Raw genomic sequence first — 23,613 nt, 5'->3', positions numbered from 1 at the left:
TAACTCTTAACCTTTAACTTCTTTAATCTTTAATAGGCAAAGTAAACCAATGGAAACCATCTCTGGCAATCAAAGCTTCGGCTTCTTCTGGGCCCCAGCTATCTGCTGCGTAGTTAGGGAAACTTAACGATTTTTTATTTTCCCAACTATGGATAATTGGCATTACCAGTTCCCAAGCAGCTTCTACTTGATCTCCACGCATAAACAAGGTTTGGTCGCCTGTCATGGCATCTAGCAATAAAGTTTCGTAAGCCTCTGGCGAGTCGTTCTCGTAAGTGCCTTTGTAGTTAAACACCATATCTACCGGGTTAAGCACCATGTCTAATCCAGGGCGTTTAGATTGTACTTGCAACCTTATACTTGCCTCTGGCTGTATGCTGATGATTAACCTGTTTTGCTGCCAAGTTTCGGCTACGTTGTTAGAGAAAATATGATGCGGAACATCTTTAAACTGTATGGTAATAATAGATGAAGTTTGGTTCATTCTTTTACCAGTACGTAAGTAGAAAGGTATGCCTTGCCAGCGCCAGTTATCGATAAAGAATTTCATGGCGGCAAAAGTTTCTGTGTTAGAATGTGCATCTACACCTTTTTCGGTTCGGTAACCTGGTACTTCTTTACCTTCAACCCAGCCTTTACTATATTGGCCACGAACGGCATGCCCGCTAATTTCTTCTGGTTTAAACGGACGAACAGCCCTCAGTACCTCCACTTTTCTATCTCTAATTTCATCGGCATTGAAAGAAATAGGAGCTTCCATTGCCACAATAGATAATAATTGTAACAAGTGATTTTGAATCATATCACGCAAGGCACCTGCACCTTCATAATAACCACCTCTATCGCCAACGCCTAATTGTTCCGTTACCGAAATCTGAATATGTTCAATGTAGTTTCTGTTCCACAATGGCTCAAATAATGAGTTGGCAAAGCGGAAGGCCATCATATTTTGAACGGTTTCTTTACCTAAATAGTGGTCAATACGGTAAATTTGCTTTTCGGTAAAAATGCCGCTAAGCAATAAGTTTAACTCTTTAGCGCTATCTAAATCATGACCAAAAGGTTTTTCTATTACAATTCGGCAATTGTCTTCGTTACCGGTAAGTTTGTATTTGTGTAAGCACTGCGCAATTAAAGGAAATAGGTTAGGGGCTACTGCTAAGTAGAAGATTACTTGGGTGTTTTCTCCAAAATCTGCTTGGTATTTTTCAATTTCTGCCTTCAGATTTTCAAAAGTTTCTTGTGATTTTACATCTATAGAGCTGTAGTGAATATTTTGACTGAACACCTCCCATTTATCTTTTTTAACTTTTCCATTTCTAGAAAACTCATTAACGCTATTTAACAGCTCTTTTTGATATTTTTCATCGGTAAAGGCAGTACGGCCAGTTCCAATAATGGCAAATTTAGAAGGCATATAGCCCTCGGTGTATAAATTGTATAAGGCTGGCGCCAATTTGCGTTTGTTCAAATCGCCTGTGCCGCCAAATATTACAAATATGGTTGGATTAAGTTTACTTGACTTTTTCATCTTTTTAAAGCTCGCTTTTATGCTTTATTTTTTGCCACAGATGCACAGATTATCAAATTTTTAAAGAAATCATTTGTGCATCTGTGGCTAGTTCGTTTTTAACTTTTGAATTTTTACTTTTAACTTAATTTATTCCATTCTGCGTGAAACACACCTTCGCTATCAATACGCTCAAAAGTATGTGCTCCAAAATAATCACGTTGTGCTTGGATTAAATTTGATGGCATTCTACCTGTTTTTAAGGTGTCGAAATAAGTGATTGCAGCCGCATAGCAAGGCACGGCTATACCAGCACTAATAGCCGAAGCAATTACCTTTCTGGTATCTTTTAGCCCAGCTTTTAGCTTTTGTTGGATAGCAGCATCTTGGTACAAGTGCTGTAAATCAGTATTCTTTTGGTAAGCCTCATAGATATCTTGTAAAAACTCTGCACGAATAATACAGCCACCTCTCCAAATTTTGGCGATTTCTGCCATATTCAATTCATAACCATATTCTGCAGAAGCTTTCCATAGCATGTGCATTCCTTGTGCATAAGCAGAAACCATGGCGAAGTAAAATGCTTCTTCTAACTGCGCTTCAAAACCTGCTGCGTTTTCAATTGGAGCAGCTTTACCAAACGAACCCTCCAATTCCACTCGTAAATCTTTCAATTTAGAAAGATTTCTTCCAGCTACAGAGGCATCAATGGTGTTTAAAGGAACTTCTAAATCCATCGCAATTTGCGAAGTCCATTTTCCAGTACCTTTAGATTTAGCCTGATCTTTAATTTCATCTACTAGCAAGTTGCCAGTTTTTTCATCCTTAAATAAAAATACATCTTTCGTAATTTCCATTAAAAATGATTTCAAACGACCGTTGTTCCATCTTTCGAATACCTGTTGTATTTGAGCATTATCATAACCTAAACCATTTTTAAGGATATCATAGGTCTCAGCCAACAGCTGCATAATGGCATACTCAATTCCATTGTGTGTCATTTTAACAAAGTGACCAGCAGCGCCAGGGCCAATATAAGCTACACAAGGCTCACCGTTTACTTTTGCAGCAACGGCCTCTAATAAATCTTTAACTACGCTATAAGCAGCTTTATCGCCGCCTGGCATTAAGCTAGGTCCAAAACGAGCACCTTCTTCGCCACCAGAAATTCCCATCCCGAAGAAGTGCAAACCTTTTGCTTTCAATTCCTGAGATCTTCTGGTTGTATCAGTATAATAAGAGTTTCCACTGTCAATAATGATATCGCCTTCGCTTAACAACGGCGTAATTTCGGTAATCACATCATCTACAATTTTGCCAGCTGGTACTAATAAAATGATGGTTTTTGGAGAGGTTAAGCTGTCAATAAAATCTTCTACTTTAGCAAATCCTTTTAGGTGGTGTGCCTTACCTTCTTCTTCTAATAAAGCAAGCATTTTCTCGCTCTTGTCGTGTCCGGTTACAGAAAAACCGTGATCGGCCATATTTAATAGAAGGTTTCTGCCCATGGTTCCTAAACCAATCATGCCGAAACTGTAGCTTTTTTCAGTGTTGTTGATACTCATTTTTATCGTGATTTAACAAAATAATTTATAGGTTGTGATAGATTTTATTCGTATAAGTTGGTGCAAACCAAAAACTTCTCTTTAACTTTCCAAAGTTTGGAACCACCCTTAATGCCGTCTTGGTTCGATACAATTTTGATATTATGGTCTAGTTTAAAATTAATATTGGCAGAGTTTCCGCCGCCAATGTAAAGTACATCGTAGTTAAAAACAGTTTTATAGATCTCTATGATATATTTCAGTCTTTTGTTCCATTTTTCTTTACCTACTTTTTCGAAACCAACTTTACCGATGTATTCATCGTAACTTTCTCCTTTGGTAATAGGCAAGTGTGCTAGCTCAAAGTGGGGTAGTAAATCTCCATCAAAAAGCAGTGCAGTGCCAAAACCAGTGCCTAAAGTGAAAACAATTTCTAAGCCCTTACCTTTTACAATGCCTAAACCTTGTAAGTCCGCATCATTAACAAGTCTAACAGGTTTGCTAAATAAAGCACTAATTTGATCTGCCAAGTCTACGTTAGACCATTGGTTTTCGCCCAAATTGGGTGCCGTTTGTACTACGCCATCTCTAACATACCCCGGAAAACCCACAGAAACTTTTTCAAAGTCTTTTAAATCAGTAGTTAGCTTTTTAATTGTTGCAATTACATCATCAGGACCAGCGTTTTTTGGTGTAGATTCTGAAACGTAATCGGTAATGATTTTGCCATTGTCATTTAATATGCAGGCCTTAATGTTTGTTCCACCAATATCTATAGTGAGAACATTTCCTTTTTTTGAGATTTTTTTTACCGACATGCTAGCTCTTTATTTGATGATAATCAAAGATAGGTACATTATTAATAAAGGAAGTTTATTTGAACATCATTTTATGAGCAGAAAATGGAATTTTACAAACAAATGTGATGGCCTTTAATTGTGATTAACATGCCGCTAATTTACTAACAATTACCATGTATTTCTCTAGAAAATGATTTTTAATATAGCCTTTAAAGCTGTTTTCTATCGAAAGTAAACACTGTGTGAAGTGAAGCTATCATAATTATCGGGTGTTTAGCCGATATTTATGATTATCGGGTATTTAGCCGATAATTTGATTTATCGGCTTTTTTGCCGATATTAGTTTTATGATTGCAGTAATTACAGGAGACATTGTTAATTCGAGAGAGTTGCCATCCCTTTGGATAGATACTTTAAAAGAAGCTTTATCGGCTTTGCCTCAAAAAAATACCAAGTGGGAAATTTTTAGGGGAGATAGCTTTCAAATCGAATTGCCATCGCAACAAGCTTTACTCATATCTGTGTATCTTAAAGCTTGTATGAGAACTATTAAAGGTGCTGATGTTAGGTTAAGTATTGGTTTAGGTAAAAAATCTAAAGTAACTACAAATAAGGTAACTGAAGCTAATGGAGAGGCTTACGTTAACTCGGGAGAGGGCTTTGATGGTTTAAAGAGCAGTAAAGTAAATCTAGCCATAAAAAGCCCATCGGTTAAGTTTGATGAAGACATGAACCTGTACTTTAAACTGGCGTTAATTGCAATGGATAATTGGAGCCCAATAGCTTCTGAAGTAGTGAAACAAACTATCGAAAACCAGAACGAAAACCAAGACAAGATTGCAAAAATTTCGGGTAGAAGCCAATCTTCTATCAGCGAAGCGCTTAAAAGAGCACATTTCTCTGAAATAATGGAGTTAGAGAAAAAATACAGATTGTTGGTTACCAAAACCTTTAAATAATGGAAATAGCATTAATTAAGTTTCTTTTGGCTCATCTACTTGGCGATTTTTTTCTTCAGCCAGATAAATGGGTTGCAGAAAAAGAACAGATTAAATTAAAGTCTGGTAAACTTTACCTACACATAGCTTTACATATAGTGTTGGTATTCATTGTCTTTTTCTCATTTGATGTTTGGAAACAGGCTTTGATTATTGGTGTTACGCACTATCTGATAGATGCTGCCAAGTTATTGTTCCAAAAAGCGAAAACCAAAAGGATATGGTTTTTTACCGACCAAGCATTACATATTGCCGTAATTGTAGTTTGCTGGTTGGTTTTTTACGATGGTGCAAGTATTGATTTCAGCTTTGCTGAAAATACCAAATTTTGGTTGTATGTTTTAGGTGGGCTGCTGCTTACATCGCCTACGGCCATTATAATTAAAGTGTTAATTAATAGGTTTATTCCTAGTAAAGGCTCTATTTCGCTGCAAAATGCTGGAAAATTTATTGGTATTTTAGAAAGATTGCTGATTTACATTTTTGTGCTTACTAATCATTTAGAAGCCGTGGGTTTTCTTTTGGCGGCAAAATCTATTTTTAGGTTTGGCGATTTAAAAGAAGGAAACGAACTGAAGCTTACCGAATACGTTTTAATAGGTACTTTATTGAGTTTTGGTATTGCTGTAGCAGTATCTTTGAGCATCACTTATATCAACATCTAATCCTTAACAAACATCTACATGCAATCATTTGAATTAGATAAAACAGACCTTTCTAAACTAAGGAAAGCAATAGAAGGCGATGACCAGCTACTAGCTGAGACTTTAGCTGGGTATCATGCTTCGGAAATTGCTATCCTGTTCGAGAATATCAATGCTGAAGATAGGCAACGGATCATCAATTTATTGGAAGTAGAAAAAGCTTCGGAAGTTATTGCCGAGATGAGCGAAGAAGCACATCCCGAAGAGCTTTTGATACAATTGCACCCGGATAAACGTACGGAAATTGTAGAAGAACTGGATTATGATGATGCTACGGATATTATTTCGCTACTAGATGAAGATGAGCAGCAAGAGATTTTAGAGGATTTAAGTGCCCATGATGCCGAAAGTATCAGGAATTTATTAAGCTACCACGAAGAAACGGCCGGTGGTTTAATGAATACGCAGATGATTAAGGTTAATATTGATTTGACCAAGAAAGATGCGATTGACGAAATTATTAGGCAGAGCGAAGAAATTGAAGAGTTTTATACCGTTTTTGTAGTGGATGAAGAAGATGTTTTTAGAGGCATCTTATCATTAAAAGATATCATCAAGGCAAAAGGAAATGTAAAGATTACCGATATGGTAAACCCAGATGCCGTGTATGTTACAGTAGATACCGACCAAGAAGAGGTAGCAAAATTGCTTTCTCAGTATAATTTAACCAGTATTCCCGTTGTTGATGACCAAATGAAATTATTGGGCCGAGTAACTTTTGATGACGTAATTGATGTTTTGGAAGATGAGAACACCGAGGATATCTTGAAAATATCGGGGGTTTCGGAAGATGAGGAATTGGCTGGTAATTGGATTGATGCCGTGAAATCTCGTCTGCCTTGGTTAATTATTAATTTGGGGACGGCATTTTTAGCTTCTTCTGTAATACGGTATTTTAATGAAACGTTAGATAAATTAGACGTTTTGTCCGCGTACATGACCATTATTGCAGGAATGGGCGGAAATGCTGCCACACAATCATTAGCGGTAACTGTTCGACGCATTTCCTTATTTGATTTAACAGATCGACAAGCTTATAGAACAGTTTTAAAGGAATTTACTGTTGGTATGATTAATGGAGCCGTTACTGGCGTAATTGTGCTGGTAGTAGCCTACTTTTTTGATGCTAATTTGATGCTCGGTGTAGTTATATTTTTAGCGATGACAGGAAACTTAATTGTTGCTGGAATTACTGGTTCGGCCATTCCATTGATGCTTAAACGCATTGGTATCGACCCAGCCATTGCGTCTTCGATCATCATTACTACCTTTACCGACGTTTTTGGATTTTTCTTATTGCTGGGTTTGGCAAGTAAATTATTGCTGTAAGATACAAACTAAAACAACGAGAATGCCAAGGAGCATGGCCGCTTAAAAACAAAAGCTCCAGTAAATTAATGCTGGAGCTTTTGTTTGTCATTCGATTAAGAATGTGATGTTTAATCGCAGTTTGGAACAGTAAACGTCCAGGTTTCTGCTGTTTTGTATGGTAAAGAAAACGCCACACCTTTATCCATTTCGAACCATAATTTTGGTCTCATTTTCTCTCTGCTGTAGGTTTCGTTCATGGTCATGCTGTCATAAATTCTACCGTTAATCATTACATATTTAATTTTTTCAGAATTTCTGATGTCCTCTAAAGGATTATCTTCCATAATAATTAAATCGGCTAGTTTGCCCACTTCTAAAGAGCCTAATTCTTTGCCCATTCCTAAATACTCCGCACCATTTAAAGTAGCAGCTTTAATGGCTTGTAACGGCGACATGCCGCCTTGTACAAACATCCACAACTCCCAATGTGCGCCCAAACCTTGTATTTGGCCGTGAGCACCTAAGTTCACTTTTGTACCGCCATCGGCAATGGTTTTAGTCGCTTTGGCTACTTCTATGTGTCCGTAATCTCCGTATTCCGAAGTTGTTCGGCGTCTAGCTCTCGAGTCGATAATTGCTCTTGGTGTAAAATTCAGCAAGCGTTCGTTTTCCCAAACGTTGGTTCTATCGTACCAATAATTTTCGCCCCATTGGCCACCATAAGCTACAATTAAAGTAGGAGTGTAGGCCACCTTGGTGTTGTTCCAAAAACTCACTACATCTTTGTAAGCTGGTGCTACTGGAATGCTGTGCTCAATGCCTGTATGTCCATCAGCAACCTGTGTCATGTTATGAAAAAATGTTGAACCACCTTCTGGAACTACTTCCATTTTTAACTGACGGGCAGCCTCTAAAATCTGTTGGCGTTGGTCTCTACGTGGTTGGTTGTACGATTTTACCGAAAATGCACCTACTGCTTTTAAACGACGTAAATGCGAAAGTGCATCATCTAAACTATTAATTGTTACTTTAAAATCGCCATCGGCACCGTATAAAATAGAACCGGTAGAGTACAAACGTGGGCCAACCATTCTTCCGGCTTTTAGCATTTCTGCCTGACTAAATACCATTTCTGTGTTGCTAGACGGATCGTGCGATGTAGTTACCCCAAAACTTAAATTAGCCAAATACGACCAATCTTGTTGCGGGCTAATTCCATCGGGGCTGGTTCTTAAATGCGCATGCACATCAACTATACCTGGCATAATGGTTTTTCCAGTAACATCAACCACTTTAATATCTGCCGGAATTGGTACTTCATCAATCTTTCCAATAGCTTTAATTTTATTGTTTTCTACTAAAATGGTTCCTTCCTCTATCACTTGCTCGCCATTCATCGTGATAATTCTAGCACCTTTTAAAGCAATCAATCCTGATGGTGCATCAGCTTTTAATTTCAAGCCTATGGCAATACCAGTAGTATCAGGTTCTGGCAATACTTGTGGTGCTCCTTCAACAAAAGTAAAAGTGTTTTTAATTTCTCTGTTGTAGTATTTTTCGCCTAAAGTCCACAGTAGTTTTTTACTGTCGGCGCTCCAGTGCAGGTAAGTTCCGGCATCTTTAGTTACCCTAGTTAATGGAATTGCTTTGTTACCAGCAGATAAATCTAAAGCAGTTCCGGCGGTAACCATTGGCGTAATGTAAGCGTTAAAAAGCTCGGTAAATGCCATCCACTTACCATCTGGACTTGGGCAAAACTGTGTTGCATATTGCGATGTATAGTGTGTGCGTTCGTTACCGCCGTTTAAATTTACGCTTTTGAAAGCTTTCTTGCCGTTTTCATAACCCTGATAGAAAATGCGTGTATCATCGCTATTAAATTGTGGTCTAATACCGTTATCCAATACCAACGTTTTTGTGCCACCGTTAGCCGACATTACGAAAATGCCTGTGTTTTTTCCATAAGTTAAACCTAAAACTTCGTTTCCAACCCCTTTTCTAAATACAATTTTATCGCCTTTGTTCGAATAGCTAGGAGAGTAGTAATAGCCTTTTTCATCAGTTAAACTAACCGTTTTTCCGGTTTTTACATCGGTGCGTTTAATTGCACCTTTAAACTCATCGCTCCAAGTGGTATAAACTACAAATTTCCCATCTGGACTAAACTTAGGTTCAAATTCGAAATCTAAACCGTTGGTTAACCTTTCTGGCGTGCCGTTTGGCATTTCTTTTTTGTATAAATATCCAGCCGCATTAAAAACTACCATTTTACCATCTGGCGACGTAACCAATTGCCTCAACATTTTTGCCGTAAATTCGGGTGTGTAAACCTGCTGGTCAAAATGTAATGCTTCTTGTACAGTTTGGTTACTGGTTACTTCAAAAAGAATATCGCTTACATACAAATTGCTGAGTTCTATCTGTTTAATTTTTCCTTTAGCATAAAAAATGATTTTTTTGCTGTCGGGTGTCCAAGCAAAGTTGGGATAAACGCCAAAAATAGCCCAGGTTTCTTGTTGGTCTTTGGTTAAATCATCATATAATTGGTATTCTTCGCCAGTTTTTAAGTTATGTATATACAATGCAGATTTTAATCTTACCCTTTTAACATAGGCCATAAAATTGCCATCAGGAGATACTTGCGGACGTACAGAACCACCATCTTCAGCAATTAGATTTGTCAATTTTCCAGTATTTAGATCTAACTGGCGGATGGCATAAATCAGTCCGTTTGGATCTTTGCTGTACTGAAATGTAGGGCCTGGAGAAACATCTTCACTAAAATAAACGTATTTCCCATCTGGCGATACATTTGGTTCGCCAGCATCTTGTTGGTCGTTCTTACGTTTAGTTAACTGTACGCCATCGCCACCATAAATGCTGTACATCCACATTTCGCCAGCACCTAAAGAACGAGAAGCTGTAAAATGTTTTCTAGCGATTAAATAGTCACTGTTTGGCATCCAAGTAGCATTGTTTAGCAACCTGAAAGTTTCCTTCGTGATTTGCTTTTTGTTGCCGCCTTGTCTATCCATAATCCAGATGTTATCGGCGCCACTTCTATCACTCGTAAAAGAAATGTATTTCCCGTTAGGACTAAAACGAGGTTGAACTTCGTAGGCAATACCGCCACTTAGCAGCTTTGCAGTTCCACCTGTAATTGGCATCACGTAAATATCGCCCAATAGATCAAAAACAATCTCTTTACCATCTGGACTAACATCTAGGTTCATCCAAGTGCCTTCGTTGGTAGTGATGCTGAAATTTTTAGTAGTTCCTTTAAATTTTTCGACATCCCATTTTGGGGTTTCTTGTTTGTCTTGTGCTGAAACGGAATTTAAGGTAAATAACAGTGCTGAGGCAAATATGTACTTCTTCATTCTAATTTTATCTTAACAACTAAAGGTTGCAATTTAGCTATTTCTTGCCACAGATGCACAGATAACATTTAATTTGATACTGATGATAAAAAAGAGAAATCTGTGCATCTGTGGCTAAAACTCTTTTTGAAAAGCGGTGTTCGTTTCATAGTTTTGAACCTAGCTTTTATATGACTGCAACAGAGGTTTTAAAGAAATATTGGGGATTTGATGTCTTTCGTCCGTTGCAGGAAGAGATTGTGCATTCGGTTATCAATAAGAAAGATACTTTAGCTTTATTGCCAACTGGCGGAGGAAAATCGGTATGTTTCCAAGTGCCCGCCATGATGCAAGAAGGCATTTGCATTGTGGTTTCGCCTTTGGTGGCCTTAATGAAAGACCAGGTAGAAAACCTAAAAGCTAAGGGAATTGAAGCTATAGCCATTTATGCGGGCATGGGCAAACGAGAAATCGATATCCTGTTGGATAACTGCATTTACGGAAAAATCAAGTTTCTCTATTTATCTCCCGAACGTTTATTATCAGAATTGGTTCGTGTACGTATTTCGTATATGAACGTAAATTTAATTGCCATCGACGAAGCACATTGTATCTCGCAATGGGGTTACGATTTTCGACCTCCTTATTTAAAAATTGCAGAATTAAGAGAAATCCTTCCCGATGTTCCAGTATTAGCCTTAACGGCAACTGCCACACCAGAAGTTAGAACAGACATCATCGAAAAACTTAAACTGAAAAATGCGCAGGTTTTCGTAAAGAGTTTTGCGAGAAAGAACCTCAGTTACGTAGTTTTTAACCTTGATGATAAGCACAAAAAACTAATTGACATCTGCAAAAATGTAAAAGGCTGTGGTTTGGTATACGTTAGAAATAGACGTGAAACTGCCGAAGTAGCTATGTTCTTGCAGCGCAATCAAATTTCAGCAGATTTTTACCACGCAGGTCTAGAGAAAGATATTCGTTTCCAAAAACAAGAAGATTGGAAGAAAGATAAAATCCGAGTGATGGTGGCAACCAACGCATTCGGGATGGGAATTGATAAGCCCGATGTTCGTTTTGTGGTGCATTTAGATTTGCCCGAAAGCTTAGAAGCTTACTATCAAGAAGCAGGTAGGGCAGGCCGTGATGAAAAAAGAGCTTTCGGCGTTTTATTGACCAACCGAGCCGACCAGTTGATATTGCAGGCAAAATACACTGATAGTTTTCCATCGGTTGAAGAAATCAAAAAAGTTTACCACTATTTAGGCAACTACTACCAATTGGCTTATGGTGCAGGCGAGGGCTTAAGCTTTGAATTTGACTTGGCCGATTTTTGTAGGCGTTTCAATATCGGGGTAATTAAAACTATGGCGGCATTAAAGTTTTTAGAACGCGATGGTTATCTGGTGCTTTCAGAAAATATCTTTATGCCATCAAGGCTGATGTTTAGTGTAGGCCACGAAGACGTTTACCGTTTTCAGATTGAAAATGCAGCTTTTGATCCTGTGATAAAAACCATTCAGCGTTCTTATGGAGGTGCTTTTGACGGTTACGTAAATATAAAAGAAAGCGATTTATCTAACCGGTTGAAAGTTTCTTACAATGATATAATTGCCTATTTGAAGAAGCTGCAAGAGTACAACATCATCTCTTATTTGCCCCAAACAGACAAGCCGCAGTTGCAGTTTATTACCTCTCGAATGGATATGCTACATTTAGATGTAGATGCTAAATTTATCCAGTTGCGCAAGGAAATTCAAAGCACCCAAATTAAAGCTGTATTGGCTTACGCTGCTAATGAAATTTGCAGAAGTATTCAACTATTAACCTATTTTGGAGAAAGCAAAGCTGACAAATGTGGTGTTTGCGATGTTTGCTTAGCCGAAAAGAAACACGAAGAACTAGCTGAGTATACGGATAAAATCGATTTTGAAATTAGCATGGTTTTGCAAGGCGGTCATTTCGATTTAGATGATTTGGTAAAGAGTATACAAACAGGAACTGATAATGATAAGATTGATAGAATTAGAGAATTACTTGACGCTGGCAAAATTAAAACTGATGGGAAGAAATATTATTTGTAATGATTTACGATTTACGATTTACGATTTACGATTTACGATTTACGATTTTTCAGATCTAAACAACCGAACAACTAAAAAACTAAACAACCAACACACCAATTTTCCTATCTTAGCCGCTACCATTTAAAATCAAATGCAAACTAAAAACAATAAAAAGACAATCCGCTCTTGGGCCTTTTTCGATTGGGCTAATTCAGCATATAATTTAGTTATTACGTCCACTATATTTCCAGCGTATTATACAGCAATTACTGGCGATAAAGATGATAACACCATCGACTACGTTTATTTCTTCGGTTATAAAATAGTTAACTCTGCATTGTATAGTTATGCCATGGCTTTTGCTTTTTTAGTGATTGCTTTTTTATCTCCAGTTTTATCCTCTATAGCTGATACAAGAGGTAATAAAAAAATCTTCATGAAGATGTTTACCTATATTGGTGCAATTGCTTGTAGCGCACTTTTCTTCTTTGAGATTAATGCAGATAAAGGCGTGAATACTTTGAATTTTAGCGTAATTATGCTTGTTGTAGCTGCCATAGGTTTTTGGGGAAGTTTGGTATTTTACAATTCTTACCTGCCAGAAATTGCTACGGTAGAGGAACAAGATAATGTGAGTGCAAAAGGTTTTACATACGGCTACGTAGGTAGCATCATTTTGCAAATTATCTGTTTCGTTTTTGTTTTTAAGCCAGAATGGTTTGGTATAGTAGATGCTTCAATTCCAGCTCGTTTGTCGTTTCTTTTAGTAGGTGTGTGGTGGATTGGCTTTGCTCAAATTCCGTTCAAAAATTTACCAAAAGGAAGCCCTAATTTTAAAACAGAAAAGAAAAACATCATGAGTAGTGGTTTCCAGGAACTCAACAAAGTTTGGAAGCAGGTAAAGCAAATGAAGTATCTAAAAAGGTTTCTTTTCGCTTTCTTTTTCTACTCTATGGGTGTACAAACGGTAATGTTGGTTGCCACGATTTTCGGAGAGAAAATATTACATCTTCCAACCACAAAACTTATTGCAACTATCTTAATTTTACAGTTGGTAGCTATTCCAGGTGCGATGCTGATGTCGTATTTATCCTCTAAAAAATTCGGTAATGTAAACGTATTGATAGGTGTGGTAATCATTTGGATTGGTAGTTGTATCGCCGCTTATTTCATCCATACCGAAATGCAATTTTATGCCCTAGCAGCAGTTATTGGTTTAATTATGGGCGGAATACAATCCTTATCGCGTTCTACGTATTCAAAATTTTTACCTCAATCTAGCCCAGATCATACTTCATTTTTTAGCTTTTACGATGTAACTGAGAAAGTTGCATTGGTTTTTGGTATGTTCAGCTTCGGCTATATCGAAGTGCTTAGCGGAAGTATGCGTAATTCGGTAATTGCATTAGCGCTGTTTTTTGTTTTTGGTTTAGTATTTTTGCTGCTTCTAAAAAAGGTAGCGCCCAAAGCCGTGGTGGTAGATTAAGAGAATTTAAGAGCAGGTACCTAAAAAAATACAATGAAAGTAGAACTATTTATTCCTTGTTTTATAGATCAGTTATATCCAGAAACTGCATTTAACACCATTAAAGTGCTGGAGAAAGCAGGTTGCGGAATTGTCTATAACTCAAAGCAAACCTGTTGTGGTCAGCCGGCTTACAATGCAGGTTATTGGGAGCAAGCAAAAGAAATAGGTACTAAGTTTTTATCAGATTTTTCAGAAACTGAATATATCGTTGCGCCGTCGGCATCTTGTGTAGGTATGGTAAAAGGTGGTTTCAACGATTTGTTCACTAATACCATCGTACATAATAAATGTAGAAATGTACAGTCAAATATTTTTGAACTTTCGGATTTTCTCATCAACGTGTTAAAGAAAGACTATTTCGGTGCAGAGTTAGAAGGTAAAGCCGTTTACCACGATTCGTGTAGTGGTTTAAGAGAATGCAAAATCAAAGCAGAACCTCGTCAGCTTCTTTCTAGGGTAATAGGTTTAGAGATGCTCGAAATGAAAGATACCGATATGTGTTGTGGTTTTGGTGGTACTTTTGCCGTTAAATTCGATGCAATTTCATCGGCAATGGCAGAGCAAAAAATTAATAATGCATTAGCAATGGATGCGGATTATATCATTTCAACTGATCTTTCTTGTTTGCTTCATTTGGATGGTTACATCAAGAAAAACAACATTTCAATTAAGACAATGCACCTAGCGGATGTGCTGGCAAACGGTTGGTTAGAGAGCACCGAATATTAATTTTTTCCAACAATTAAACCTATTGCAAAAATAGCAATCAAAGCAGCTGCGAATTAGCCTATTGTTACATTGTAAAACTACAGTTATAAATCAAAAATATAACTTTCGTTAACATAAATATTGTAGCAATAGAATTAGTTTTGATTTATAGTCTACAACAAAACAACCTTATAAAAATGAAAAAAATATTTATCGCTTTTTTAAGCTTATTGGCTTTTACCGTTAGCGCCCAAGCACAAAAAAAATCAGGAGCTATTCAGTTTGAAACTATTATTGACCCAGTCGCCGTTGCCGAAGCGAGTGGAAGACAAATACCTGAGCAAATGAAAGCTCGTATGCCTAAATCTGTTAAATCTAATTACGAATTACTTTATAATGCCACCAATGCAAGTTATATGCCTGTTACGGAGACGGAAGATAGCAACAGCGGCGGTGGTCAAGGTGGTGGTATGAGATTTGGTTTTGGCGGAATGGGCGGAGGTAATAAAGAATATTACTACACGTTCGCAGATCAAAAAGTAGTAGAAGTTTTCGACATGATGGACACTATCTATGTAATGCCAACCAAGCTGGCTTTAGCTTCTAATAACCTTTTCGGTGGTGGTAATAACCGCAATAACCAAAACAATAATGCAGTACAATTTTTAGATGTACCACCTGTAGTAGATATTATTAAATCTGATGAAACCAAGAAGATTGTAGGTCTAGATTGTAAAAAAGTAACCATCAAAACAACTCGTAAAGCGAAAGTTTTAGATATGGATAAAGATGTAGTTGACGAAACTGTGCTTTGGTATACGAATGATCTAGGTTTCAACTTTTCGCCAATGCCAAATTTATGGACAGAAGGTGCCGTTTTGGCGATTGAGATAAAAGGTGGCGGTACAACTGCAAAAAGTATCGAGTATAGAAACGTGGGAAATAAAGACGTAACTGCACCTAAAAAAGCTACAGCAATTACTCCAGAGCAATATCAAGCTAAACAGGCTGCAATGATGGCTAGATTTAGAAATGGCGGAAATCGTCAAGGAGCTACTGGAAGAGTAAATTAAGAAATTCCATTTGATAATTTTGGCAATGTCTCGGCTGTGGTCGGGACATTTTCTCTCATACACATAGCTCAATTTCCCGCAGATTTACGCTGATTGAACCGCAGATTTAAGAAGATTTTTTACTTTCTAAAATATCAGCGAAAATCTGCGGCTGTAGGTTTTGGAAAAGTCTGCGAAAATCAGCGGGAAAAAATCAAAAACCATTCACTTTCCTGAAAACAGACTTAGCAATTTCATCAGTATTAAAATTAACCAATATGCCAAGTTTCAATCCAGATAGCTTCAAATAGGTAATTAATTGCTTATGATGGACATTAAGCAAGCTATCAACAGATTTTATCTCGATGATAACTTTATCCTCAACTAGAAAATCTAACCGATAACATACATCCAATTGAATACTTTCATACTGCATAGATAACGGAACTTGTTTGGCATATAAAAGTCTTCGTCTTCCTAATTCAAATCCTAAAGCAGCCTCATAAGCCGACTCCAAAAGGCCAGGTCCAAGATTATTGTATACGTCGAAAATAGCTCCACGTATCTCATAAGAGATTTCATTTTCAGTCATATTTCATAGATAGGTTAATTGAAGATAACGTTTTTTTAAAATAATTTCCGCAGATTTTTACTAATCTGTTTCGCTGATTTAAGATGATTTTTTACTTTCTAAAATATCAGCGAAAATCTGCGGCTCGGGTTTTAGAAAAGTCTGCGAAAATCTGCGGGATATATTTTAAAAGGTTACCAAAAGTATTATCGAAAACCCTATCTTTGCACCGAAATAAAATCACACACGTAAGTGATTTTGCCTAACAATTTTATAAACTCTAAATCATAGTTGTAGATGATTAACATTACCTTACCTGACGGCTCGGTACGTCAGTACGAACAGGGCGTAAGTGCCCATCAAATTGCCTTATCAATTTCAGAAGGCTTAGCAAGAAACGTTTTAGCGGCAGAAGTAAATGGAGAAGTTTGGGACAGTTCTCGTTCAATAGAAGCTGATTCTGCGGTTAAACTACTAACTTGGAACGACACACAAGGTAAATCAACTTTTTGGCATTCATCAGCCCACTTAATGGCCGAGGCTTTAGAAGCGCTTTATCCAGGTACTAAATTTGGTATTGGTCCGGCTATCGAAACTGGTTTTTACTACGATGTAGATTTCGGCGACAGAGAGTTTTCATCTGATGATTTCAAGAAAATCGAGGATAAAATGTTGGAATTGGCTAAGCAAAAAGAAGTTTTCGAGCGTAAAAGCGTAAGCAAAGCTGATGCTATCCAATATTTCACAGAAAAAGGCGACGAGTATAAATTAGATTTATTGGAAGGATTGGAAGATGGAAAAATTACTTTCTATACTCAAGGTCAATTCACTGATTTATGCCGTGGCCCGCACATTCCAAATACTGGAGTTATCAAAGCTATTAAGTTGATGAACGTTGCTGGTGCTTACTGGCGTGGCGACGAAACTAAAAAGCAGCTAACTCGTATTTACGGTGTTACTTTTCCTAAAGCAAGTGAGTTAACAGAGTATCTTCACATGATTGAAGAGGCTAAAAAACGTGACCACCGTAAGCTAGGTAAAGAATTAGAACTCTTTACTTTTTCAGAGAAAGTAGGAATGGGCTTGCCAATGTGGTTGCCAAAAGGTACTGCATTGCGTGAGCGTTTAGTTCAGTTCTTAACTAAAGCGCAGCAAAAGGCAGGTTACGAGCAGGTAATTACCCCGCATATAGGTCATAAGAATTTATATATCACTTCTGGTCACTATGAGAAATATGGTAAAGACAGTTTCCAGCCCATAAAAACTCCGCAAGAAGGAGAGGAGTTCTTCTTAAAACCGATGAACTGCCCTCACCACTGTGAGTTGTATAAATTCAAGCCTCGTTCTTACAAAGATTTGCCAGTTCGTTTTGCAGAATTTGGTACAGTTTATCGTTACGAGCAAAGTGGCGAATTACACGGTTTAACTCGTGTACGTGGCTTTACTCAAGATGATGCGCACTTGTTCTGTCGCCCAGATCAGGTTAAAGAAGAATTTAAAAAGGTAATCGATTTAGTGCTTCACGTATTCAAATCCTTAGGTTTTGATAACTACGTGGCGCAGGTTTCACTGCGTGATCCAGAAAATAAAGCGAAATATATCGGTTCTGATGAGAATTGGAAACTAGCCGAAGCTGCAATTATCGAAGCTGCCGAAGAAAAAGGTTTGCCAACTGTAGTAGAATATGGCGAAGCTGCTTTTTACGGGCCAAAATTAGACTTTATGGTACGTGATGCATTGGGTAGAAAATGGCAATTGGGTACTATTCAGGTAGATTACAACTTGCCAGAGCGTTTCGAATTAGAATACACTGGTAGCGATAATCAAAAACATCGTCCGGTAATGATACACCGTGCACCATTTGGTTCTATGGAACGTTTTGTGGCGGTATTGATTGAGCACTGCGGTGGAAATTTCCCATTATGGCTTTCTCCTGAGCAGTACATCATTCTTCCTATTTCAGAAAAATATGAAGAATATGCTAAAAAAGTTTCAGAAGAACTAAATAATTCCGATATTCGCGGTCTAATTGACTTTCGTGATGAGAAAATCGGAAGAAAAATTAGGGATGCTGAAGTTAAAAAGTTGCCTTACATGCTGATAATCGGCGAAAAGGAGATGGAAGAAGGAAAAGTTTCTGTTCGTAAACATGGCGAAGGAGATTTGGGAAGTATGACTTTAGCAGAATTTAGCGAATTAATTAACAAAGAAATAACAGTTTAAACAAGGAAAGCATTTGGCATTAGGAAGACCAGGATTTAACAGGGGACCACGTCCACCTTTTAAGAAAAAAGAAGCAGAACACAATATTAACGAGCACATTCGTGCACAAGAAGTTAGGCTATCTGGGGATAATGTAGAGCAAGGTATTTATCCATTGTCTAAGGCATTGGCAATTGCAGATGAGCTAGAACTTGATTTAGTAGAGATTTCTCCAAATGCTAATCCGCCAGTTTGTCGTATTATGGACTATAGCAAGTTCATGTACGAGCAAAAGAAGAAGCAGAAGGAAATTAAAGCTAATGCTAAACAAACGGTTATTAAAGAAATCCGTTTCGGACCTAACACCAACGACCACGATTTTCAATTCAAATTGAAACACGCTATCGGTTTCTTGGAAGCAGGCGAGAAAGTAAGAGCTTACGTACACTTTAAAGGTAGAGCTATTGTTTACAAAGAACAAGGCGAAATCTTATTGTTGAAATTTGCTCAGGCATTGGAAGAAATAGGTAAAGTAGAACTTTTACCTAAATTAGAAGGCAAGCGTATGTTTTTAACATTAGCACCTAAAGCAGCAAAAAAATAATAAATTATATAAATTAACAGGTTATGCCAAAAATGAAAACCAATTCCAGTGCTAAAAAGCGTTTTTCGCTTACTGGAACAGGTAAAATTGCAAGAAAGAACGCCTACAAAAGTCACATCTTAACAAAGAAAAGCACTAAACGTAAGCGTAACTTAACCACCACTAGCATGGTAAATGATGCTGACATGGGCAACGTTAAACGTATGCTTTGCATTGGTAAGTAATTAATTTTTAACCCGATACTCGGTTTCAAGATTGCGATAAAAAGCAACACCGCTTATCAAAACAACAACACATTATGCCTCGTTCGGTAAACGTAGTAGCTGCTAGACGCAGAAGGAAAAAAGTCCTAAATATGGCCAAAGGCTATTGGGGATCAAGAAGCAAGGTTTTTACCATTGCTAAAAACACAGTTGAAAAAGGTTTGCAATATGCATACCGTGACCGTAAAGCTAAGAAAAGAGAATTTCGTGCTTTATGGATCCAACGTATCAACGCTGGTGCTCGTGAGTACGGCGTATCTTACTCTCAACTAATTGGTAAATTAGCTGCAAAAAACATCGGGTTAAACCGTAAAGTTTTAGCTGATTTAGCAATGAACAATAAAGAAGCTTTTAAAGCTGTTATTGATGCAGTAAAATAAGATACTGAAATACTAAGAAAAAGGGAGCAATTTGCATTGCTCCCTTTTTGTTTGATATGTTTTTTGCTCGAAAAACAAAGGTGTCATTTGTTTTAAGATTTATTTTAAAGTTTTTGAAGAGGGATGTGTAGGCTAATAATGCTGTATGATTTTTGTGTAAAAGACAATATATCCTTGCTGTATTTGCGTGAAAATATAAAACGTTTCCTTGTTGGGCTTTATTTTTAGCTTTTTTACCAAGTTTTCTGCTTTTTCTGGAAAGTTTCTTACGATCACATTACCGTATAATTTCTTTTCTTTTTTAAGTTCATTTGGAGCAAAAATTAACGTAATCTCAAAAATTCGACCAATAAATGAACCATTAAATTCTTCAGAAAAATATAAATGGCTTTGCTTTGCTAATTTCTTTAAAGCAAGTTGATTTGCAATAGCATTAAAAGCACCACTTTTCATTAAAGCCACGTCGGGTTCGTATAAATATCCTTCAGTTGGCAAAACTGTTAAGTAACTAGCATTGCTATCATCTTGTAAAGGCAATTCTATTTGTTTAATGTTTGTGTTTAATGTTACGCATACAATCTTCGGTTCGCCAATAAAACCTTTATCAATTACCCACAACAGTTCTTTACATTCGTTCTTTACGCTTATAATGTGAATTGCAGAAACATTTGTTAATTCTGTTAAGCCGGCTTTCAAATCTAAAAGAGGGGAGGTTTTAATCATTACTCTCCCTGCTTTGCTCAACAATAAATCTAAATGCTCAACCACGTTAGGCATACAATCTGCTAGTTTAAATACTTTGCCACTTGTATTTCTACGAGCGGGGTCTACGTAAATGGTGCCGAAATGTTTTTCCGAATTACTCAGATATTCCAATCCATCGCTAGCTAAACAGCTGATGTTACAAGCTCCTAAAATTTGTGCATTATGGGCAGAAATAGCAGATAACTCGGGATTGATTTCGCAGCTGTAAACTTCATTCACTTTGTGCGAAAAGTAAAAACTATCTATACCAAAACCCGCAGTAATATCAATTAACGAACTGCCTTTAACCAATTGTTTTTTATAGGCTGCTGTATCTTCTGATGATGTTTGTTCCACAGACAAACTGCTTGGGTAAATAATGTTTTCTTGTTTAAACCAAGTAGGTAGTTTCTTCTCCGATTTCTTTTTAGCCGTTATTTGATTGGCCAGCTCAGCCGAACTTACCTCTGCAAAAGGAGATTTTGACAACGCAATCTTATTTACATCAGCATTTAAATTGCTATTGATGTAGGCTTGCACTTCCTTTTGTAAGAGGTTTTTGTTCATTTTAATCAGGGCTCAGTCGTTAGGAGTTAGTGGTCAGTTAACCGCATAACCAATTTCTACAATTAAACAAAGGCAATTAACCAGTTAACCGATTTAAACGATTAACCAAAATCGTAATTTGTAAGTCTAAAATCGTAAATGTTAAAGGTTTTTCATTACCATTTGGCAAGTGTTTCTACTCTTTACTTCTAGCCAAACTTTCTTGTTTTCGGTTACTCTATCTATAGTTTGCTGATTATAGTAGCGTATGGTCACCAGCTCCATGTCTTTATTGTATTTCACTTTAAAATCGGCAGAAAGGTCGTTAATTAAGCTTTCAATTTTTTGCTCATCGTTATCTATACTTACCGAAAAACTGATGGCAGAGTTCAACATTGTATTTACCTTCACTTTGTTTTGATGGAAAATGGCGAAGATATGACTTAAATTCTCTTCAATAATAAAAGAAAAATCTTTTGGAGAAATAGATAATAAAACTTGATTTACCTTGAAGATAAACGAAGGTACTGGAAGGGTAGTGGCCTCGCTACTAATTTCGGTTCCTAATTGTTCTGGATGTATAAACGACCTTACATACAACGGAATACCTTTATTTTGTATTGGTTTAATGGTTTTGGGATGGATAACTGTAGCGCCATAATAAGTCAACTCAATGGCATCACGATAAGATAACTGCGGAATTTTCTCGGTTTCATCAAACCATTTCGGATCTGCATTTAACACACCGGGAACATCTTTCCAAATTGTCATTTTCTCTGCATCTAAAGCAGCGCTAAAAATGGCAGCAGAATAATCAGAGCCTTCACGACCTAAGGTAGAAGTGAAATTTTCGCTCGTATTGCCAATAAATCCTTGAGTAAGTACAATTCCTTTATCTAAATAACTTGGCAAGTGCTTTTGTATCTCGTTAGTAGTTTTGTCCCATTGTACGTTAGCTTCACGATAGTTATTATCTGTTTGGATATAATTACGGGCATCTTGCCAAACACATAAAGTGCCTTGTTGGTTTAAATAAGCAGCTATAATTTTAGATGAAACCAATTCGCCAATAGATACAATTTGATCGTACAAGTAATCTGCACTGTCTTCTGCATCTTCTTCTAACAACCATTCTATCTCTACAAAAGTGTTAGCTACATCATTATAGATTGGATTTTTAGTGTCTGCAAACAACTTGCCAATGATCTCAAAATGAAAATCTTTAATACTTTCTAATATTTGGTGCTTCTTTTCGTCTCCATTGATATGAGCAAAAGCCAGTTCTTGTAGTTTGTCGGTAGTTTTATTCATAGCCGACACCACTACCAAAAGGTTTTTAGCGCCAAAAGATTGTATAATTTGAGTAACGTTTTTTATTCCTTCTATGTTTTTGATGGAAGCACCACCAAATTTATATACTTGCATTTATTGTGTTGGAGTTAAGATGGTTTGGGGTTTAGCGATGCCGCTAAGTTCGGAAAAAGGAATTACTAATTCTGTAACACCTTCTGCATAAGCTTTAATTTCGTATGGATTATATAAAAATACCAAACCTTTATCACTTACATAAAAACTTTTAGGTAAGGCGAATTTTCCGTTAGTAAAGAAATACTTCTGTTCTAAAGGTTCTGTAGCACTAATTTTTTCATTTTTTCTAAAAATACGTTCGCCAATTTTTAGTAATTCAGCTTTTTTTCTGGCAAAATTAGAGAATCTAGCGTTACAGCTTTGTTGGTTTTTGGGTTAAAGTTGATATAAGAGATGGAAGTATTGCCATGTGCGCCACCTGCGTAATCTGAATGGACGTACTTTAAAGCTACATAATTATGTAATTGCCTAATTACCTTAATATCTATAAGCAAATACCATGATTGAACCGTACCTGGGTTTTCTAAATAAAATTCATTGTATCCTCTAATAAAGCTACTGGCAATATCGTCAAAAGCGGTAGGTACTTCATCTTCTCCAAAATAATGAAACACTTGGCTTTTGATATAGTTGTTTAAGCTGTCGTTTTCAAATACTGGATATCTAACTACTGCATTGGCGGTATCTGCTTGCCTATTCGCCTCTGGTTTTACAACATTATTACTTACCACTTTGATAGAATCATAGCGATAAGTGAGGGTGTCGTTTTCGGCAGTAATAACATGAGCTACCTTTTTTTCTTTGTTCTCGCTGGTACAAGCCCATAAAAGACTAATCGCAAATAGAGGTAAGATGATTTTTTTCATAACCATGGGGTTTTAAAGTTTGCTTAACTGCTCTTTGGTAAAGGATGCATTTAGCCATTCGTTTTCGTAACCTGCACCATATTTATCGTAAAAATTGATAGCTGGTTTATTCCAATCTAGTACCTGCCAGTTCATTCCGTTAAAGTTTCTTTCTTTGGCTTCCTGTACTACACGGTCAAACAATAGTTTCCCAATTCCTTTTCCTCTGTAGCTTTCGGTTACCAAAAAATCTTCTAAATATAAACGACAACCTTTCCAAGTTGAGTATCTAATGTAAAACAAAGCTAGGCCTACAATGGTTTGTTCATCTACCGCCACAAAACATTTCCAAACCGGATTTTCGCCGAAACCAGCGGCCACAAACTCGTCTAAAGTTACCGTAACTTCATCTGGAGCGTTTTCATAAATCGCTAATTCTGTAATTAATTCTAGTAAACGAGGGCAATCTTCGGCAGTTGCTGTTCTTAGTTCGATATTCATTTTTTAGAT

General features: G+C 37.0%; 21 protein-coding genes. 11 read left to right on the top strand and 10 right to left on the bottom strand.

What is annotated here, in order from left to right; translation table 11 throughout:
* Positions 1–22 precede the first annotated feature (22 nt).
* The 3 genes from zwf to OVA16_RS15800 form a co-directional block, all read right to left on the bottom strand.
* Positions 23–1,531: a glucose-6-phosphate dehydrogenase gene (zwf, locus tag OVA16_RS15810; RefSeq protein ID WP_267761349.1), complete on the bottom strand. Its 1,509-nt coding sequence runs from the start codon at positions 1,529–1,531 to the stop codon at positions 23–25.
* Positions 1,532–1,650: 119 nt separating this feature from the next.
* The gene (gene gndA / locus OVA16_RS15805; RefSeq protein ID WP_267761346.1) at positions 1,651–3,075 is read right to left on the bottom strand and encodes an NADP-dependent phosphogluconate dehydrogenase; all 1,425 of its coding nucleotides are present in this window, start codon (positions 3,073–3,075) and stop codon (positions 1,651–1,653) included.
* A 44-nt stretch (positions 3,076–3,119) separates the two neighbouring features.
* Positions 3,120–3,872 carry an ROK family protein gene (locus tag OVA16_RS15800; protein ID WP_267761343.1) on the bottom strand — a complete coding sequence of 251 codons (753 nt, stop codon included), beginning with the start codon at positions 3,870–3,872 and terminating at the stop codon, positions 3,120–3,122.
* A gap of 329 nt (positions 3,873–4,201) precedes the next feature.
* Here OVA16_RS15800 and OVA16_RS15795 point away from each other — a divergent pair, with 329 nt between their 5' ends.
* From OVA16_RS15795 to mgtE, 3 genes are read left to right on the top strand one after another with little or no spacing between them, the layout of a single operon-like run.
* On the top strand, positions 4,202–4,813 hold the full coding sequence (locus OVA16_RS15795) for a hypothetical protein (RefSeq protein WP_267761341.1): 612 nt from the start codon (positions 4,202–4,204) through the stop codon (positions 4,811–4,813).
* Entirely contained in the window at positions 4,813–5,517 is a 705-nt protein-coding gene (locus OVA16_RS15790) for a DUF3307 domain-containing protein (RefSeq protein ID WP_267761337.1), read from the top strand. The genes OVA16_RS15795 and OVA16_RS15790 overlap by 1 nt, the downstream gene beginning before the upstream one ends.
* A gap of 18 nt (positions 5,518–5,535) precedes the next feature.
* A complete protein-coding gene (gene mgtE, locus OVA16_RS15785; RefSeq protein WP_267761334.1) occupies positions 5,536–6,885 on the top strand; it encodes a magnesium transporter in 1,350 nt (449 codons plus the stop codon).
* A 110-nt stretch (positions 6,886–6,995) separates the two neighbouring features.
* Here mgtE and OVA16_RS15780 read toward each other — a convergent pair whose 3' ends face one another.
* Complete coding sequence (locus OVA16_RS15780; protein WP_267761331.1) at positions 6,996–10,247, bottom strand: amidohydrolase family protein; 3,252 nt, start codon at positions 10,245–10,247, stop codon at positions 6,996–6,998.
* A gap of 170 nt (positions 10,248–10,417) precedes the next feature.
* Here OVA16_RS15780 and OVA16_RS15775 point away from each other — a divergent pair, with 170 nt between their 5' ends.
* The 4 genes from OVA16_RS15775 (at position 10,418) to OVA16_RS15760 (ending at position 15,601) form a co-directional block, all read left to right on the top strand.
* On the top strand, positions 10,418–12,310 hold the full coding sequence (locus tag OVA16_RS15775) for a RecQ family ATP-dependent DNA helicase (RefSeq protein ID WP_267761328.1): 1,893 nt from the start codon (positions 10,418–10,420) through the stop codon (positions 12,308–12,310).
* 133 nt (positions 12,311–12,443) lie between these two features.
* Positions 12,444–13,778: an MFS transporter gene (locus tag OVA16_RS15770; protein WP_267761324.1), complete on the top strand. Its 1,335-nt coding sequence runs from the start codon at positions 12,444–12,446 to the stop codon at positions 13,776–13,778.
* A 33-nt stretch (positions 13,779–13,811) separates the two neighbouring features.
* Positions 13,812–14,549 (top strand): (Fe-S)-binding protein, encoded by a 738-nt coding sequence (locus tag OVA16_RS15765; protein ID WP_267761322.1) that lies wholly within the window; start codon positions 13,812–13,814, stop codon positions 14,547–14,549.
* Positions 14,550–14,725: 176 nt separating this feature from the next.
* Positions 14,726–15,601, top strand: coding sequence for a hypothetical protein (locus OVA16_RS15760; RefSeq protein ID WP_267761318.1), 876 nt, complete (start codon positions 14,726–14,728; stop codon positions 15,599–15,601).
* A gap of 193 nt (positions 15,602–15,794) precedes the next feature.
* Here the strand turns inward: OVA16_RS15760 and OVA16_RS15755 are convergent, their stop codons facing one another.
* On the bottom strand, positions 15,795–16,172 hold the full coding sequence (locus tag OVA16_RS15755) for a GxxExxY protein (protein WP_267761316.1): 378 nt from the start codon (positions 16,170–16,172) through the stop codon (positions 15,795–15,797).
* A gap of 276 nt (positions 16,173–16,448) precedes the next feature.
* Between OVA16_RS15755 and thrS the strand changes: the two genes are divergently transcribed.
* The 4 genes from thrS to rplT all read left to right on the top strand — a co-directional run bounded on the left by thrS (position 16,449) and on the right by rplT (position 19,600).
* On the top strand, positions 16,449–18,374 hold the full coding sequence (gene thrS, locus OVA16_RS15750; RefSeq protein ID WP_267761314.1) for a threonine--tRNA ligase: 1,926 nt from the start codon (positions 16,449–16,451) through the stop codon (positions 18,372–18,374).
* 13 nt (positions 18,375–18,387) lie between these two features.
* Entirely contained in the window at positions 18,388–18,957 is a 570-nt protein-coding gene (infC, locus tag OVA16_RS15745) for a translation initiation factor IF-3 (RefSeq protein ID WP_138727512.1), read from the top strand.
* A gap of 23 nt (positions 18,958–18,980) precedes the next feature.
* Positions 18,981–19,181: a 50S ribosomal protein L35 gene (gene rpmI, locus OVA16_RS15740; RefSeq protein ID WP_097129443.1), complete on the top strand. Its 201-nt coding sequence runs from the start codon at positions 18,981–18,983 to the stop codon at positions 19,179–19,181.
* Between the two features lie 74 nt (positions 19,182–19,255).
* Positions 19,256–19,600, top strand: a complete 345-nt coding sequence (gene rplT / locus OVA16_RS15735; protein ID WP_138727511.1) for a 50S ribosomal protein L20 — start codon at positions 19,256–19,258, stop codon at positions 19,598–19,600.
* Positions 19,601–19,732: 132 nt separating this feature from the next.
* On the opposite strand, the gene OVA16_RS15730 is transcribed toward rplT, so the two are convergent.
* The 5 genes from OVA16_RS15730 to OVA16_RS15710 form a co-directional block, all read right to left on the bottom strand.
* Positions 19,733–20,911: a THUMP-like domain-containing protein gene (locus OVA16_RS15730; protein WP_267761303.1), complete on the bottom strand. Its 1,179-nt coding sequence runs from the start codon at positions 20,909–20,911 to the stop codon at positions 19,733–19,735.
* Between the two features lie 141 nt (positions 20,912–21,052).
* Positions 21,053–22,315: an aspartate kinase gene (locus OVA16_RS15725; protein ID WP_267761301.1), complete on the bottom strand. Its 1,263-nt coding sequence runs from the start codon at positions 22,313–22,315 to the stop codon at positions 21,053–21,055.
* Entirely contained in the window at positions 22,316–22,531 is a 216-nt protein-coding gene (locus OVA16_RS15720) for an RsiV family protein (RefSeq protein WP_324288612.1), read from the bottom strand.
* 35 nt (positions 22,532–22,566) lie between these two features.
* A complete protein-coding gene (locus OVA16_RS15715) occupies positions 22,567–23,124 on the bottom strand; it encodes a PdaC/SigV domain-containing protein (protein ID WP_267761298.1) in 558 nt (185 codons plus the stop codon).
* 12 nt (positions 23,125–23,136) lie between these two features.
* A complete protein-coding gene (locus OVA16_RS15710) occupies positions 23,137–23,604 on the bottom strand; it encodes a GNAT family N-acetyltransferase (RefSeq protein WP_267761294.1) in 468 nt (155 codons plus the stop codon).
* Positions 23,605–23,613 lie beyond the last annotated feature (9 nt).

This window comes from Pedobacter sp. SL55, from assembly GCF_026625705.1.
Lineage (GTDB): Bacteria > Bacteroidota > Bacteroidia > Sphingobacteriales > Sphingobacteriaceae > Pedobacter.
This window is presented reverse-complemented; position numbering and strand designations above follow the sequence as displayed.